This window comes from Halomarina ordinaria (genome assembly GCF_030553305.1).
GTDB classification, from domain to species: domain Archaea; phylum Halobacteriota; class Halobacteria; order Halobacteriales; family Haloarculaceae; genus Halomarina; species Halomarina ordinaria.
Genome location: NZ_JARRAH010000001.1, coordinates 1,250,908 through 1,265,501 on the forward strand (window position 1 = coordinate 1,250,908; position 14,594 = coordinate 1,265,501).

Consider the following 14,594-nt stretch of genomic DNA (forward strand, 5'->3'; position numbering starts at 1 on the left):
GACACCGGGGGGATTTTTACCGGCCAGAGCAAACGCCCGCTATCATGAGACAGAGCGGGTTGGTCGACTTCGCCGCCGGGGACGACGGCGAGGCGGCGGGGCGCGAGGCGCCCGCGACCGTCACGGCCGAGGCGGAGGCGGTCGCCGGCGACGCGGGCCTCGCACCCGACGTCGTCGACACGTCGTCGTATCGCTACCCCGACCCACAGGGGAGCGTCGAACTGTTCGTCACGCAGGTCGACTACACCGTCGAGGGGTCCGGCCGCGACGAGTACCCCGTCGTCCACGTCTTCGGGCGGACGCCCGACGGCGAGGTCGAACACGTCCGCGTCCGGGAGTTCGAGCCGTACTTCTACGTGCCGACCGACTCGCTCGAGGGACGGCCCGAAGAGCAGTTCGACCGCCTGCTCGACTCCCGCGAGACGGACCCCGAGGGGAACCCGTTCGTGAGCATCCGTGGCGAGCGCCTGACGAAGATAACCGGCCAGACGCCCCGCGACGTCGGGCAGTTGCGCGACCGCTTCGACCACTACGAGGCGGACATCCTCTTCCCCAACCGCCTGCTCATCGACAAGGACGTCACCAGCGGCGTCCGCGTCCCCGACCGGCGCAACGACGACGGTGCCATCGACGTCCCCCACCAGGAGGTCGCCGCCGCCGACGTGGACGCCGAACTGCGGGTGAACACCTTCGACATCGAGGTGGACGACCGCTCGGGGTTCCCCGAGGAGGGCGAAGAGCCCATCATCTGTCTCACCAGCCACGACAGCTACCGCGACGAGTACGTCGTCTGGCTCTACGAGGCGCCCGAGGGGGCGAGCGGACCGGACGCCCTGCCCGGCTACGAGGTGCTCCGGGAGGGCCCCGACGTCGACGTGCGACGGTTCGAGCGCGAGGAGGCGATGCTCGCGTCGTTCGTCGACTACATCGACGAGACGGACCCCGACGTGCTGACGGGGTGGAACTTCGCCGACTTCGACGCGCCGTACCTCCTCGACCGGCTCGAGGTGCTCGGCGGGGAGGGCGACCTCGACCCGAACCGGCTCTCGCGCGTGGACGAGGTGTGGCGCTCGGACTGGCAGGGGCCGAACGTGAAGGGCCGGGTCGTCTTCGACCTGCTGTACGCCTACAAGCGCATCAAGATCTCCGAACTGGACTCCTACCGCCTCGACGCCGTCGGCGAGGCGGAACTCGGCGTCGGCAAGGAGCGCTACCCCGGCAGCATCGGCGACCTCTGGGAGGAGGACCCCGGGCGACTGCTGGAGTACAACCTGCGCGACGTCGAACTCTGCGTCGAACTCGACCGCAAGCAGAACATCGTCCCGTTCTGGAAGGAGGTGGCGTCGTTCGTCGGCTGTAAACTCGAGGACGCCACCACGCCCGGCGACGCGGTGGACCTCTACATCCTCCACAAGGTCCACGGCGACTTCGCGCTCCCCTCGAAGGGGAGCGTCGACAGCGAGGAGTACGAGGGCGGCGCCGTCTTCGACCCCATCACGGGCGTCCGCGAGAACGTGTCCGTGCTCGACCTGAAGAGCCTCTACCCGATGTGCATGGTGACCATCAACGCGTCGGTGGAGACGAAGGTCGACCCCGAGACGTACGACGGCGACACCTACGTCGCACCCAACGGGACGCACTTCCGCCAGGAACCCGCCGGCATCATCCGGGAGATGGTGGACGAACTGCTCGAGGAACGCGAGCGCAAGAAAGCCAGCCGAAACGAACACGCGCCCGGTTCGGACGCCTACGAGACGTTCGACCGTCAGCAAGGGGCGGTGAAGGTCATCATGAACTCGCTCTACGGCGTCCTCGGCTGGGACCGCTTCCGCCTCTACGACAAGGAGATGGGCGCCGCCGTCACCGCGACGGGCCGGCGGGTCATCGAGTTCACCGAGCAGGTGGCCAACGAGATGGGCCAGGAGGTGGCCTACGGGGACACCGACTCCGTGATGCTCGAACTCGGGAACGTTTCGAAGGACGAGGCGATAGACGAGTCGTTCACCATCGAGGAGACCATCAACGCCTCCTACGACGAGTTCGCCCGCGACGAACTCAACGCCGAGGAACACCGCTTCCAGATCGAGTTCGAGAAGCTCTATCGACGGTTCTTCCAGGCGGGCAAGAAGAAGCGCTACGCCGGCCACATCGTCTGGAAGGAGGGCCAGGACGTCGACGACATCGACATCACGGGCTTCGAGTACAAGCGCTCGGACATCGCGCCGGTAACGAAGGAGGTCCAGAAGCGGGTCATCGAACTCATCGTCACGAGCGAGGGCGAGGGGTACCGCGAGGAGGTCAAGGAGTACGTCCACGACGTCATCCAGGACTTCAAGCGCGGCGAGGAGGGGAACCTCAGCGTCGAGGACGTCGGCATCCCCGGCGGCATCGGCAAGCGCCTCGACAACTACGACACCGACACCGCCCACGTCCGCGGGGCGAAGTACGCGAACCTCCTGCTCGGGACGAACTTCGCGCGGGGGTCGAAGCCCAAGCGCCTCTACCTCGAGAGCGTCCACAACGACTTCTACGACCGCGTCGAGCGCGAACTGGGTATCGATGCCCGGAGCGACGCGCTCTACCGGGAGTTCAGACGGAAAGAGGACGTCATCTGCGTCGAGTACGCCGACCAGGTCCCCGAGGAGTTCGAGGTGGACTGGGACGTGATGCTGGAGAAGACGCTCCGGGGGCCCATCGAGCGCATCCTCGACGCCATCGGTGTCTCGTGGGACGAGGTCGAGAGCGGCCAGACCCAGACCGGGCTGGGACAGTTCTCCTGACCGACGGTTCGTATCGGCCGCTCCCCCAGCGCCACGTATCAGTCGACTGGCGGTTCGGCGGCCCTCCCGGCCGATTCCGGGCGTCTCGCGCTGGACGTGACGAACCGTCCTCCCGTGCCCGGCTTTGCCATACGAAAACATCGTTTTTCGGAGCCGGAAGTCGACTTAGTGGTGAGACGAAAACATTATACCCGGCACGGACCCATCCTCTAGCGATAAGCGCAAGGTGCTCTCGTTATGGCACGACTAGAAATAAAGAACCTCTACGCGGAGGTCAACGAGGAAGACGGTGAGCAGATTCTGAAGGGCGTCGATCTCGAGGTCGAGTCGGGCGAGATCCACGCGCTCATGGGACCGAACGGCTCCGGGAAGTCGACGACGGCGAAGGTCATCGCCGGCCACCCGGCCTACAAGGTGACGGAGGGGGAGGTCCTCATCCACCTGAACGAGGACGAGTTCGGCGAGGACGTCGACATCCCCGAGGACAAGCGGACGTGGAACCTCCTCGACCTGGAACCGAACGAGCGCGCCGCCCTCGGCGTGTTCCTCGGCTTCCAGTACCCCGCCGAGATAGAGGGGGTCACGATGGTGAACTTCCTCCGGACGGCGCTCAACGCCAAACTCGAGGAGCGCGAGGAGCTCTTCGAGGAGGGCGAGAGCGAGGACGAAGCGGAGGAGGAGAGCGGCTACGACACCTCCCCGATGGAGGGACCGGCCGACGAGGGCGACGTCGGCGTCGCCGAGTTCCAGCAGCTCCTCCGCGAGAAGATGGAGCTGCTCGACATGGACGAGAAGTTCGCCACGCGCTACCTCAACGCCGGCTTCTCCGGCGGTGAGAAGAAACAGAACGAGGTGCTGCAGGCCGCCATCCTGGAGCCCTCGGTCGCCGTGCTCGACGAGATCGACTCCGGGCTCGACATCGACCGCCTGCAGGACGTCTCTGCCGGCATCAACGCGCTGCGCGACGAACAGGGCACGGGCGTCCTCCAGATCACCCACTACCAGCGCATCCTCGACTACGTCGAGCCGGACCACGTCCACATCATGCTCGACGGGAAGGTCGTCAAGAGCGGCGGGGCGGAACTGGCCGAGCAACTCGAGGACAAGGGGTACGACTGGGTGCGAGAAGAAGTGTACGAGACAGCCTAATACGCGTCGAGAACCAACACCACACACATCATGAGTTCCGAACAAGACCACCTCAAAGAGACCGACACCGAAGCGCGCTTCGAGTTCAAGAAAGAGGAGCGCTCGGCGTTCAAGTCCGAGAAGGGGCTGACGGAGGAGACCATCCGCGTCATCTCCGAGGACAAGGACGAACCCGAGTGGATGCTCGAGCGCCGCCTGCGCGCGCTCCGGCAGTTCCAGGAGATGCCGATGCCGACCGACTGGCCGGGCCAGCCCGACCTCTCGGAGGTCGACATCGACGAGATCGTCCCCTACATCCGTCCCGACATCGAGACGCGCGGCGGCGCCGAGAGCTGGGAGGACCTCCCGGACGACATCAAGGACACGTTCGACAAGCTGGGCATCCCGGAGGCGGAGAAGAACGCCCTCTCCGGCGTCGGCGCCCAGTACGAGTCCGAGATCGTCTACCAGAACATGCAGGAGCAGTGGGAGGAGAAGGGCGTCATCTTCATGGACATGGACCGGGCCGTCCGCGAGCACCCGGACATCGTCGAGGAGTACTTCATGACGAAGTGCGTCCCCCCGAGCGACAACAAGTTCGCGGCGCTCCACGGCGCCGTCTGGTCGGGCGGGAGCTTCGTCTACGTCCCCGAGGACGTCACCGTCGAGATGCCGGTCCAGGCGTACTTCCGGATGAACTCCGAGGGGATGGGCCAGTTCGAGCACACCCTCATCATCGCCGAGGCCAACTCCGAGGTCCACTACATCGAGGGCTGTTCGGCCCCGAAGTACTCGGCGTTCAACCTCCACAGCGGGGGCGTCGAGGTGTTCGTCAAGGAGGGTGCCCACGTCCAGTACTCCACGGTGCAGAACTGGTCGAAGAACACCTACAACCTGAACACCAAGCGCGCCATCGTCGAGAAGGACGGGACGATGGAGTGGGTCTCCGGGTCGATGGGGTCGAAGGCCACGATGCTCTACCCCTGTTCCATCCTGAAGGGGCCGGGCGCGACGGACAACCACATCACCATCGCGTTCGCGGGCAAGGGCCAGAACATCGACACCGGCGCGAAGGTCTACCACAACGCGCCGAACACGAAGTCGACCATCGAGTCGAAGTCCATCAGCAAGGACGGCGGGCGCACCAACTACCGCGGCCTCGTCCACATCGCGGACGGTGCCGAGAACTCCTCGACGAGCGTCGAGTGTGACGCGCTCATGTTCGACAACGAGTCCACCTCGGACACGATGCCGTACATGGAGATCGAGGAGTCGAAGGTCGACGTCGCCCACGAGGCGACGGTGGGCAAGATCGGCGACGAGGACGTCTTCTACCTCCAGTCGCGCGGGCTGGACGACGACGACGCCAAGCAGATGATCGTCGCCGGGTTCATCGAGCCCATCACGGAGGAACTGCCCATCGAGTACGCGGTCGAGCTCAACCGCCTCATCGAACTGGAGATGGAGGGGAGCCTCGGGTAACCCCCGGATTCGATTCTCATGAGTACGCAGGTACACGCAAACCTCACGGAAGAACAGGTACGGGAGATATCCGGGCGCCTCGACGAGCCCGACTGGCTGCTGGAGACGCGTCTCGACGCGCTCTCCGCGCTGTCGGACCTCGACTTCCCGGACGTCATCCAGACGCCGGGGCGAAAGTGGACGGACCTCGCGGACCTCGACTTCGAGTCGTTCGTCGACCCGCTGAACGCGGCCGAGGAGAAGGAACTCGTCGCGCCCGACGAGGCCGTCGTCCTCCCGTTCGCGGAGGCGCTCGACGAGCACGAAGAGCTCGTCCGCGAGCACTTCGGGAGCGTCGTCGACCCGCAGACGAACTACCTGACGGCGCTCTCGACGGCGCTGTTCAGCACCGGTACCGTCGTCTACGTCCCCGAGGGGGTCGCCGCCGAGGACGTGAAGATCCGGACGACGATGAACGCCCGGTCGCTGTTCAACTACACGCTCGTCGTCACCGAGGAGTCGGCCTCGGTCACCATTCTGGAGCGCCAGGAGACGGGCGACGACGTCGACGGCGCGCGCTACTACAGCGGCGTCGTCGAGATCGACGCGGGCGAGAACAGCTACGTCCAGTACGGGGGCCTCCAAGACCTCTCGGAGGAGACGTACAACTACCAGCTCAAGCACGCGACGGCCGGCACCTACGCGACGGCCAACGTCATCGACTGTAACATCGGTTCGCGCCTGACGAAGACGTCCGTCGAGACGTCGCTCGACGGCGACTCCTCGGAGACGAAGATTGTCGGCGCGTTCTACGGCCACGATGAGCAGCACTTCGACGTGGACTCGCGGGTCTGGCACAACGCCGAGCACACCACCGCCGACCTCGTCACCCGCGGCGTCATCGACGACGTCGCCCGGTCGGTGTACGAGGGCGTCCAGAACGTCGGTCGCGACGCCTGGAACACGTCGTCGTACCAGCGCGAGAACACGCTGATGCTGAGCGACGAGAGCGAGGCCGACGCCTCCCCGAAGCTCATCATCAACAACCACGACACGGAGGCGAGTCACTCCGCGACGGTCGGACAGGTCGACAAGGAGGACCTGTTCTACATGACCTCGCGGGCCGTCCCCGAGCGGCTGGCGAAGAACATGCTCGTGGAGGGCTTCTTCGTGCCCGTCCTCGACGAGATAGCGGTCGAGGAACTGCGCGAGGACATGGAGTCGCGCATCCGCGACCGCCTGGCGTCGCGCACCTACTGAGCGCGACACCGCACGACCGCTTTTTCGACCGCTGCTCCCGAGGCGAGAGCGTTCGCGCCGTCGCCCGAAACCGGTAACCGACGCGGCGTTGGCGAACGGTCAAGGGCGTCTCACCCGAACCTCGATAGCGATTAGCATGGGAAACATAGACGTCGCCATCGGCATCGACGTGGACTGCGTCGCGGGCTGGCTCGGCTCCTACGGCGGGGCGGACTCGCCGGCCGACCTCTCGCGGGGCCTGCTCGCGGGCGAGGAGGGCATCCCCCGCCTGCTGCAGGTGTTCGAGAACGCGGACATCGACACGACGTGGTTCGTCCCCGGTCACTCGCTGGAGACGTTCCGCGAGAACGTCCAGGCCGTCGCGGACGCGGGCCACGAACTCGGCGTCCACGGCTACACCCACGAGAACCCGACGGACCTCTCGCGGGAGCAGGAGGACGCCATCCTCCAGACGTCCATCGAACTCATCGAGGACGTCACCGGGTCGAAACCGGTGGGCCACCGCGCTAGCTGGTGGGAGTTCAGCGAGAACACGCCGGAACTCGTCGAGAAGCACGGCTTTCGCTACGACAGCAGCCTGATGGAACGCGACTTCGAGCCGCTACGGATGCGCAAGGGCGACCAGTGGTACCGCATCGACTACGACAGCGACCCGGAGACGTGGATGAAGCCCTACGAGTACGGCGAGGAGACGGACGTCGTCGAGATACCCATCAGCTGGTACCGCGACGACATCCCGCCGATGATGTTCATCAAACAGCCGAACTACAACTACGGCTACACCAGCCCGCGGATGGTGTACGAGGAGCTGTACAAGGCGCACTTCGACTACCTCCACCGCCGGCGCGGGGCGGGCGTCTACACGCTCACCATCCACCCGGACGTCCACGGTCGCCCGCAGATGATTCCCCTGCTCGAGGAGTTCATCCAGTACATGGGGAGCCACGACGGCGTGGAGTTCCGCACGCTCGCCGACGTCGCCGAGAAGTACGACGAGGACGAGTCCGTCTACGAGAGCGAAGGGGAGTTCGTCTGAGCGATGGCGAACCCCACCGTCGCCGTCCTCGGGACGGGCGGCACCATCGCCAGTTCCGACACGGAGCGCGGCGCGGAGGCGAAGCGCGACGCCGCCGACCTGCTCGACGCGGTCCCGGACCTGGCCGACCACGCCGACCTCCGCGTCGAGGAGGTGGCCAAGCGCCTGAGCTTCGAGATGGACTTCGAGACGGTGCTCGCGCTCGCCGAGCGGGTCGAGGGGGTGAGCGAGCGCGTCGACGGTATCGTCGTCACCCACGGGACGGACACGATGGCCGAGTGCGCGTTCGCGCTCGACCACCTCCGCGAAGGGAGCGTGCCCGTGGTCTTCACCGGCGCGCAGCGCCACCCGGACCTCGTGAGCGCCGACGGGCCGGCGAACCTGCTCGCGGCGGTACGGAGCGCCGCGGACGACCGCCTCCGGGAGGCGGGCGGGACCTACGTCGCCTTCGACGAGGAGCTCCACGCCGCCTCGACGGTCGAGAAACTCCACACGAGCGCGCTCGGGGGGTTCGAGTCGCCGACGGTCGGTCCCGTCGCCTCGCTCCTGCGCCACGGCGTGGAGTTCCACCGACCCGCCGGGAGCGACACCCCGCGGCTGGCGGTCGACACCGTGACGGCGCACGTCCCCGTCGTCAGCTCCGGTCTCGGCGTCGACGACGCCACCTTCCGGCGCGAACTGGACGCCGGTGCCGACGGCATCGTCCTGGAGGCGACGGGCATCGGTAACACCAGCCCCTCGCTCGGGCGGGCGGTCGACGACGCGGTGAGCGCGGGGGTACCGGTGGTCGTCGCCTCGCGCTCGCCCGCGGGGCGGGTCCAGCCGGTGTACGGGTCGCCCGGCGGCAGTCGCTCGCTGTCGGAGTACGGCGCGCTCTGCGGGGGGCGGCTCTCGGCGGCGAAGGCGCGGGTCAGACTGCTGCTCGCGCTGAGTCGAACCGACAGGAAACCGCCGGTGGCGGCGCTGTTCCCGCCGTGGCACGCCGACGGGGAGGAAACGACTTAACTGTCCACGCGCGACAGAACCACGTATGACAGTATCGCAGGAGGACCGCCGCGCGACCGGGCGGCCGCGGCCATGAGCGTCGCCCACCCGGTCGCGTCCGACCACCAGCTCGCCCGGCTCCTGCAGATCGGGATGGTGCTGGAGGAGGTCGTCGAGGCCCGTTCGGCGAAGCACGCCCAGACCCTCGGCGAGGACGAACTCGACGACGAGCTGTACGCGCTGCTCGAACACGCCGCCGAGGAGTCCGCCGACCACCGCGCGCGCCTGGAGGCGCTCGTCGACGAACTCGACGCCGACCCCGTCCCGTTCGACCAGATCGAGACGCTCGTCGAGGCGCAGTACGGCCAGACCAAACCCGAGGACTTCGACGGCGTGCTCTACGACCAGCTGTGCAACGAGGAGACCGCCTACAAGTTCTACGACGACGTCATCGCCGCCATCGAGACGTCGGACGCGTCGTTCGGCATCGAGCGCGACCGTCTCGTCACCGTCCTCTCGGCCATCCGCGAGGAGGAGGCGGAGGGCGTCGAGGAGGTAACGAAGCTGATGGAGACCCGCGCATGAGTCCCGAGTCGCTGCTCGCTGTCCACGACGTGCGCACGCTCGCCCCGGAGGAACTCGCATGAACACCGCAGACCAATATCTCAAAGCTATCTACCTGGTCCAGGAGATCGAGAACGGCCCCGCGGCCACGGGTCGTGTCGCCGAACTGCTCGACGTCAGCCCGGCCAGCGCCAACGAGATGATCGGCAAACTCGAAGGGCGCGGCCTCGCCGACCACGAGAAGTACAAGGGCGTCTCGCTGACCGACGACGGCATCGTCCGCGCCCGGGACGCGCTCCAGAACTACTGCATCATCGAGCGCTTCCTCGTGGAGGTCCTCGACGTCGAGGAGTTCCGGACCGAGGCGAAGGCCCTGGAGAGCGTCATCGACGAGACGGTCGCCGACCGCCTCGACACCATCATCAACCGCGAGCCGAAGTGCCCGGACTGCTTCGACCCCGAGGAGGACGTCTGCGCCCTCCTCGAACTGGAGTGTCCCGAGACGGCCGACTGAGCGAGGGGGCGGACGGGAAGGTAACGCTATTGTAGCGGGCGGCGCAACCGTGACTCGCGCAGTCCCGTGGTGTAGTGGCCAATCATAACGGCCTTTGGACGCGTCTGGGACACCCAGCGCGGAGGATAGCCGTTGACGGCGGTTCGAATCCGCCCGGGACTATTCTGCGAGCGTCAGCGGGCAGTGATGGTCGGTACGAGGATTCGAAGCAGGGAGCGAGGCGACACCGAGCGACCGTGGTCAGAATCCGCCCTACACCTCTGGAGCGAGTCGAACGGCGAGTCACGCACCCGCAACGGGAGAGAAGCCTAAAAACGAGGTGCCGAGCGGGCGTCTGGTCCGCCCGTCCTACATGTACGCCGCGTCCCAGCGCGTCGCCTTGCTCTGGTTGCCACAGTCGTTGCACTCGACGCGGCCCATCGAGTCGACGGCCGTGTCGAGGCTCTCACAGTTCGTACAGAAGTTGCCCCACCGCCGTTCGCGGTCGGGGTCGGAGTACACCGCGAGGAAGGGCGCGAGGCTGGCGCGGAAGGCGTCGTCGGGGTCGACGAACACCTCCTTGCCCTCCGCCGTCGTCGCCCGCGTCAGGTCGCTCGGTTCGTCCTCGACGTAGACGTGCTCGGTGTAGTCGGTGCCGTCGATGTCGACGTGGTCCTCGCCGACCTTCGAGAACCCGAGGTGTTCGTAGAACTCGATGCCGTCGGTGTTGTCCCGGAGGACGCGCCCGCGAAGGCGCGTCACGCCCGTCTCCGTCAGTCGTTCGCGGGTCTCGACGAAGAGCGCGCGGGCGATGCCGTCCCCGCGGTAGTCGGGGTCGACGTGGAGCCAGTTGAGGTCGGCGTCGCCGTCGCTCTCGAGGACGACGCTCTCGCTGAACGCCAGGATCTCGCCGTCGCGTTCGGCGACGAGGACGAGCTGGTCGTCGTCGTCGAGTCGCTCCCGGAACGAGTCGTCGTCGTACCACTGCATGACCGCCCCCTCGATGGTCTGCGGGCTGAGCGTGTAGGACGCCTCCATCGACCGCCGGGCGATCTCCCGAACCCTCGCTACGTCGTCGACTTCCGCAGAGCGTACCTCCATAGCCCATGGCACACGGTCGGGGAAAATAAAGCTACCCCGCCGGCGGTGTGACGCTCCGGATTTCCTACGCCTCGGGCTGTCTGTGGCTACTCCAGGGTGAACGAGAGACGTTCGGCCTCGGCGCCCTGCGTCGTCCGCCCGGTCACCCGGACGCGGCCGACGTCGGCGGTGTTCTCGACGTGCGTGCCGGCGCAGGCCGTCCGGTCGTACCCCTCGACCTCGACGATACGGAGCGTCTCGATACTCTCGGGGAGGAGGTCGATGCGGGTCCGTTCGGAGTCGAGCGTCCGCTCGGCCGTCTCGCGGTCCATCGAGGACCACGTCACCGGGCGGGCGTCGTCGACCAGGTCGTTCATGCGGTTCTCGATGTACGCGAGGTCGTCCTCGGAGAAGCGGTCGTAGGCGGCGTCGAGGCGGGCGCGGTCGGTGCGTATCTGATTGCCGATAGTCCGGGCGTCGAACTCCTCGAGCAGGAGCGCCGACAGGAGGTGCTGGGCGGTGTGATAGCGCATGTGTGCCTCGCGACGCGGCCAGTCGAGGCGGCCGGTGACGGTCGTCCCGACCGGCGGGAGGTTCCCCCCGTCCAGCGTGTGGTACACCGTATCCTTCTTGCGGACGTCGGTGACGTTCCACGTCCGGCCGTCCGCCTCGATGGTGCCGCGGTCCGCCGGCTGACCGCCGCCCTCGGGGTAGAAGTGCGTCGCGTCGAGGACGAGTCGGTCGTCGAGGGTCCGGTCGACCGTCGCCTCGAAGGTGTCGACCGAGGAGTCGTCGAGGTAGCGCAGGTCTGTCACGCGAGAGGGGTCGGGCGCTCCCCTATTCTACCTGTCGTAAACCTCAAGAGCGGAACAGCAGTAATTACGGTCAATATGAACGACGGGACCCAGCGGAGGTGGTATCGTGGGGGTCGAGATTAGGGAATCACCGGTCGCCGACGAGGAGTTCGAGGCGATGAAGCAGTTCGTTCACGACTACCTCGCGGCGAGCGTCGAGAGCGAGGAGACCGGCGGACGGATGCGCTGGTATCCGTGGCACTCCGCGGAGTACCGGTTCAACCACATCCTGAACGTGGTCGACCTCGCGACGACCATCGCGGAGCGCGAGGGGGCGAACCCGGACGTCGTGCGCGTCGCCGCCCTGTTCCACGACATCTCGAAACTGGAGGCGGACCAGGACGTCCACGCCGAGGAGGGCGCCCGGGTCGCCCGCGAGTACCTGACGGCCCGTGGCGACTTCCCGGAGTCGTTCGTCGAGGAGGTGTGCGCGGCCATCCGCGACCACTCCTATCAGGGGCCGCTCACGGACCTCCCGCTCGAGACGCGCTGTCTGGTCGAGGCCGACCTGCTCGACAAGGTCGGCGCCAACGGGACGGCGCTGATGCTCCTGCGGATGGGCTACGAGGCCCGCACGCACATGGACGCCTCGGGGATGGTCGCGCGCGTCCTCGAGCGCGGCGAGGACGCCGTCCTACGCATCGAGAGCGACACCGCGGAGAGCATCGCCCACGAGCGCCTCAAGCGCGTGCGCTGGTTCCGCGAGTGGCTCGAGGGCGAGGTGAGCGAGATGTCCTCGCCGTCCGACGGGGCCGAGACGCGAGGGCGTGACGCCGGCCTCGACACGGGGGCGGACACGACCAGGAACGCCGACACGGACGACTGAGACCGGAGCGGGACGGGGACTCAGCCCCAACCCACGGGCGTCGACACCGCCGTGACGAGCGTGCTCCCCGCGTCGAGCAGGAAGTAACAGCCGAACGCCGCGAGCGCGAGCGCGCTGAGGCCGGCGACGACCGGCGTGAGTGACTCGATGCGGCGCTCGGCGACCGTCAGCGCGGCCGGGAACCCCGTTATCCAGACGACGATGCCGCCGAACAGCCCGACGAGCAGCGCCGGACTTCCCGTCCTGACGACGAGCAGACCGGCGAGCGCCGTCGAGAGCGGTTCGAGGACGTCCTGCGTCCCCGGGTCGAGCAGCGCCACGCCGGCGGTGAGCCAGAAGAGTATCTGGTAGGGGTTCGTCAGCGCGAGGACGAACGCCTTCTGGAACCCCTTTCCCGCCCCGTCGGCGGCGCGGAACCGACCGCGCACCTCCCGGGCCGCCCCGTAGGCGAAGTAGAGCATCAACACGCCGCCGACGGCGACCATCGCCGCCCGGAGGAGGGGGTACCGCTCGACGAACGCGACGAGGCCGAACAGCGCCGCGACGAGAAAGCAGAGGTCGGCGACCATCGCCCCGAGGCCCGCACGGAAGCCCGCGCCCCACCCGCGGACGACGCTCTCTTCGGCGATGATGGCGTTCATCGGTCCCGGCGGCGCGGCCAGAGCCAACCCGAACACTACCCCCGCGAGGAACGTGACGACGACACCCATCTCCCCGTGTGTTCGCGGTCCGTGACCTAAACCTGTGGTTCGGTGGTGAGCTTCAAGTACGATGACGGAACCATCGTCGCCGTGCGCTGAACAGCGTCGCGGGCCGACTCGCGGGTGTGCGACACACCGGCCCGCCCGTCGCGACGTGTCGCCTGTTCGCCCTCTCACGACGCACCAGCGGCGTGTCCGTCCGCCGAGCCCGTCAGAACCCCTGGCCCATCAGGTGGCTGCGCAGGAGGTCGGCGTCCTTCGTCCCCGTCGAGGTGTTGAGGAGCACCACCGTGTCGTCGTCGTCGAACTCGTCGGCCATCGCCCACGCCGCGCTCGCGGCGGCCCCGGCGGCGACGCTCAGCCCGACGCCCTCGCGGCTGGCGACGGCGACGGCGCTCTCGAGGACGTCGTCGTCGTCGGTCGCCACCGCCCCGCCGTCGCTCTCGCGCAGCGCCGTCTGGACGAGGGCGCCGCCCGCCGGGTCGGGACGCTCCAGACCGCCACAGACCGTGTCCGGCGTCTCCCACGGCTCGTGAGTGTCGGCACCCGCCTCGAACGCCTCGACGACCGGCGCACAGCCCGTCGACTGGGCCGCGTACAGCGGCGGCACCGACTCGACGAGGCCGAGGTCACGGAACTCCCGCGCTCCCTTGTGGAGACCGACGAGCCCGTCCCCTCCCTCGAAGGGGTAGAAGACGGCGTCGGGCACCTCCAGGTCGAGCTGTTCGAGTAGTTCGTACATCACGGTCTTCGCCCCCTCGTGGCGGTACGGCGTCTCGAACGCCCCCAGCGAGTACCACGACTCCTCCTCGCTCGACTCGCGGAACGCCTCCTCGGCGTCCGGCAGGCGACCCTCGACGACGCGCATGTCGCCGCCGTGAACGTTCACCATCGCCTTGTTGACGAACGTCGAGCGCGTCGGGACCACCGGGTGGCTCGTCAGTCCCGCGCGGGCGGCGTAGGCCGCCGCGGAGTGCGCCGAGTCGCCGGGGCTCGCGAGCGCCACGTCCTCGGCGCCGTGGGCGCGCGCGGCGGTGAGCGCGAGCGCCATCCCGCGGTCGACGAACGTCCCGGTCGGGTTGGTCCCCTCGTCCTTCACGAGGACGCGCCCGACGCCGAGTTCCTCCGCGAGCACCGGGCAGTCGACCAGCGGCGTCGCCCCCTCGCCGAGCGTGACGAGCGACGCGGCCGGGAACGGCAGGAGTTCCGCGTACGCCCCGAGACCGGGGACGTCACCCACCAGCGCGTCGTGCGCGTCGAGCGCGCCGTAGTCGTACCGCGCGTCGAGGACGCCGCCGTCGGGGTGGTGGCTCGTCGTCGCGTCGAAGCGTTCGCCCGTCTCCGTGCAGACGAGGCCGTCGAACGCCGGGGTCGTGTCCATACCGGCACTACCGACGCCGACGACTAATCGCTGTCCTTCGCTCGTC

General features: G+C 67.8%; 13 protein-coding genes and 1 tRNA gene. 10 read left to right on the forward strand and 4 right to left on the reverse strand.

Features of this window, described 5'->3' with window-relative positions; genetic code table 11:
* Nucleotides 1-44: 44 nt before the first annotated feature.
* The 9 genes from P1Y20_RS06750 (at nt 45) to P1Y20_RS06790 (ending at nt 9,889) form a co-directional block, all read left to right on the forward strand.
* Nucleotides 45-2,780, forward strand: a complete 2,736-nt coding sequence (locus P1Y20_RS06750) for a DNA-directed DNA polymerase (RefSeq protein WP_304447897.1) — start codon at nt 45-47, stop codon at nt 2,778-2,780.
* Nucleotides 2,781-3,017: 237 nt separating this feature from the next.
* Entirely contained in the window at nt 3,018-3,929 is a 912-nt protein-coding gene (locus P1Y20_RS06755) for an ABC transporter ATP-binding protein (protein WP_304447898.1), read from the forward strand.
* A gap of 30 nt (nt 3,930-3,959) precedes the next feature.
* A complete protein-coding gene (gene sufB, locus P1Y20_RS06760) occupies nt 3,960-5,390 on the forward strand; it encodes a Fe-S cluster assembly protein SufB (RefSeq protein WP_304447899.1) in 1,431 nt (476 codons plus the stop codon).
* Between the two features lie 18 nt (nt 5,391-5,408).
* Nucleotides 5,409-6,629, forward strand: a complete 1,221-nt coding sequence (sufD, locus tag P1Y20_RS06765; RefSeq protein ID WP_304447900.1) for a Fe-S cluster assembly protein SufD — start codon at nt 5,409-5,411, stop codon at nt 6,627-6,629.
* A gap of 136 nt (nt 6,630-6,765) precedes the next feature.
* Nucleotides 6,766-7,665, forward strand: a complete 900-nt coding sequence (locus P1Y20_RS06770) for a polysaccharide deacetylase family protein (RefSeq protein ID WP_304447901.1) — start codon at nt 6,766-6,768, stop codon at nt 7,663-7,665.
* Between the two features lie 3 nt (nt 7,666-7,668).
* Nucleotides 7,669-8,670: an asparaginase gene (locus tag P1Y20_RS06775; RefSeq protein ID WP_304447902.1), complete on the forward strand. Its 1,002-nt coding sequence runs from the start codon at nt 7,669-7,671 to the stop codon at nt 8,668-8,670.
* 72 nt (nt 8,671-8,742) lie between these two features.
* On the forward strand, nt 8,743-9,234 hold the full coding sequence (locus P1Y20_RS06780) for a ferritin-like domain-containing protein (RefSeq protein WP_304447903.1): 492 nt from the start codon (nt 8,743-8,745) through the stop codon (nt 9,232-9,234).
* Nucleotides 9,235-9,292: 58 nt separating this feature from the next.
* Nucleotides 9,293-9,727 carry a metal-dependent transcriptional regulator gene (locus P1Y20_RS06785; protein ID WP_304447904.1) on the forward strand — a complete coding sequence of 145 codons (435 nt, stop codon included), beginning with the start codon at nt 9,293-9,295 and terminating at the stop codon, nt 9,725-9,727.
* 60 nt (nt 9,728-9,787) lie between these two features.
* A tRNA-Gln gene (locus P1Y20_RS06790) sits at nt 9,788-9,889 on the forward strand.
* 186 nt (nt 9,890-10,075) lie between these two features.
* Here the strand turns inward: P1Y20_RS06790 and P1Y20_RS06795 are convergent.
* Both P1Y20_RS06795 and P1Y20_RS06800 read right to left on the reverse strand, forming a co-directional pair.
* The gene (locus P1Y20_RS06795) at nt 10,076-10,807 is read right to left on the reverse strand and encodes a GNAT family N-acetyltransferase (RefSeq protein ID WP_304447905.1); all 732 of its coding nucleotides are present in this window, start codon (nt 10,805-10,807) and stop codon (nt 10,076-10,078) included.
* A gap of 86 nt (nt 10,808-10,893) precedes the next feature.
* A complete protein-coding gene (locus P1Y20_RS06800) occupies nt 10,894-11,601 on the reverse strand; it encodes an alanyl-tRNA editing protein (RefSeq protein WP_304447906.1) in 708 nt (235 codons plus the stop codon).
* Between the two features lie 106 nt (nt 11,602-11,707).
* Between P1Y20_RS06800 and P1Y20_RS06805 the strand changes: the two genes are divergently transcribed.
* Nucleotides 11,708-12,466, forward strand: coding sequence for an HD domain-containing protein (locus tag P1Y20_RS06805; protein ID WP_304447907.1), 759 nt, complete (start codon nt 11,708-11,710; stop codon nt 12,464-12,466).
* A gap of 20 nt (nt 12,467-12,486) precedes the next feature.
* Here the strand turns inward: P1Y20_RS06805 and P1Y20_RS06810 are convergent, their stop codons facing one another.
* A complete protein-coding gene (locus P1Y20_RS06810; protein WP_304447908.1) occupies nt 12,487-13,176 on the reverse strand; it encodes a LysE family translocator in 690 nt (229 codons plus the stop codon).
* A 202-nt stretch (nt 13,177-13,378) separates the two neighbouring features.
* Nucleotides 13,379-14,548 (reverse strand): threonine synthase, encoded by a 1,170-nt coding sequence (locus P1Y20_RS06815; protein ID WP_304447909.1) that lies wholly within the window; start codon nt 14,546-14,548, stop codon nt 13,379-13,381.
* Between the last annotated feature and the right edge of the window lie 46 nt (nt 14,549-14,594).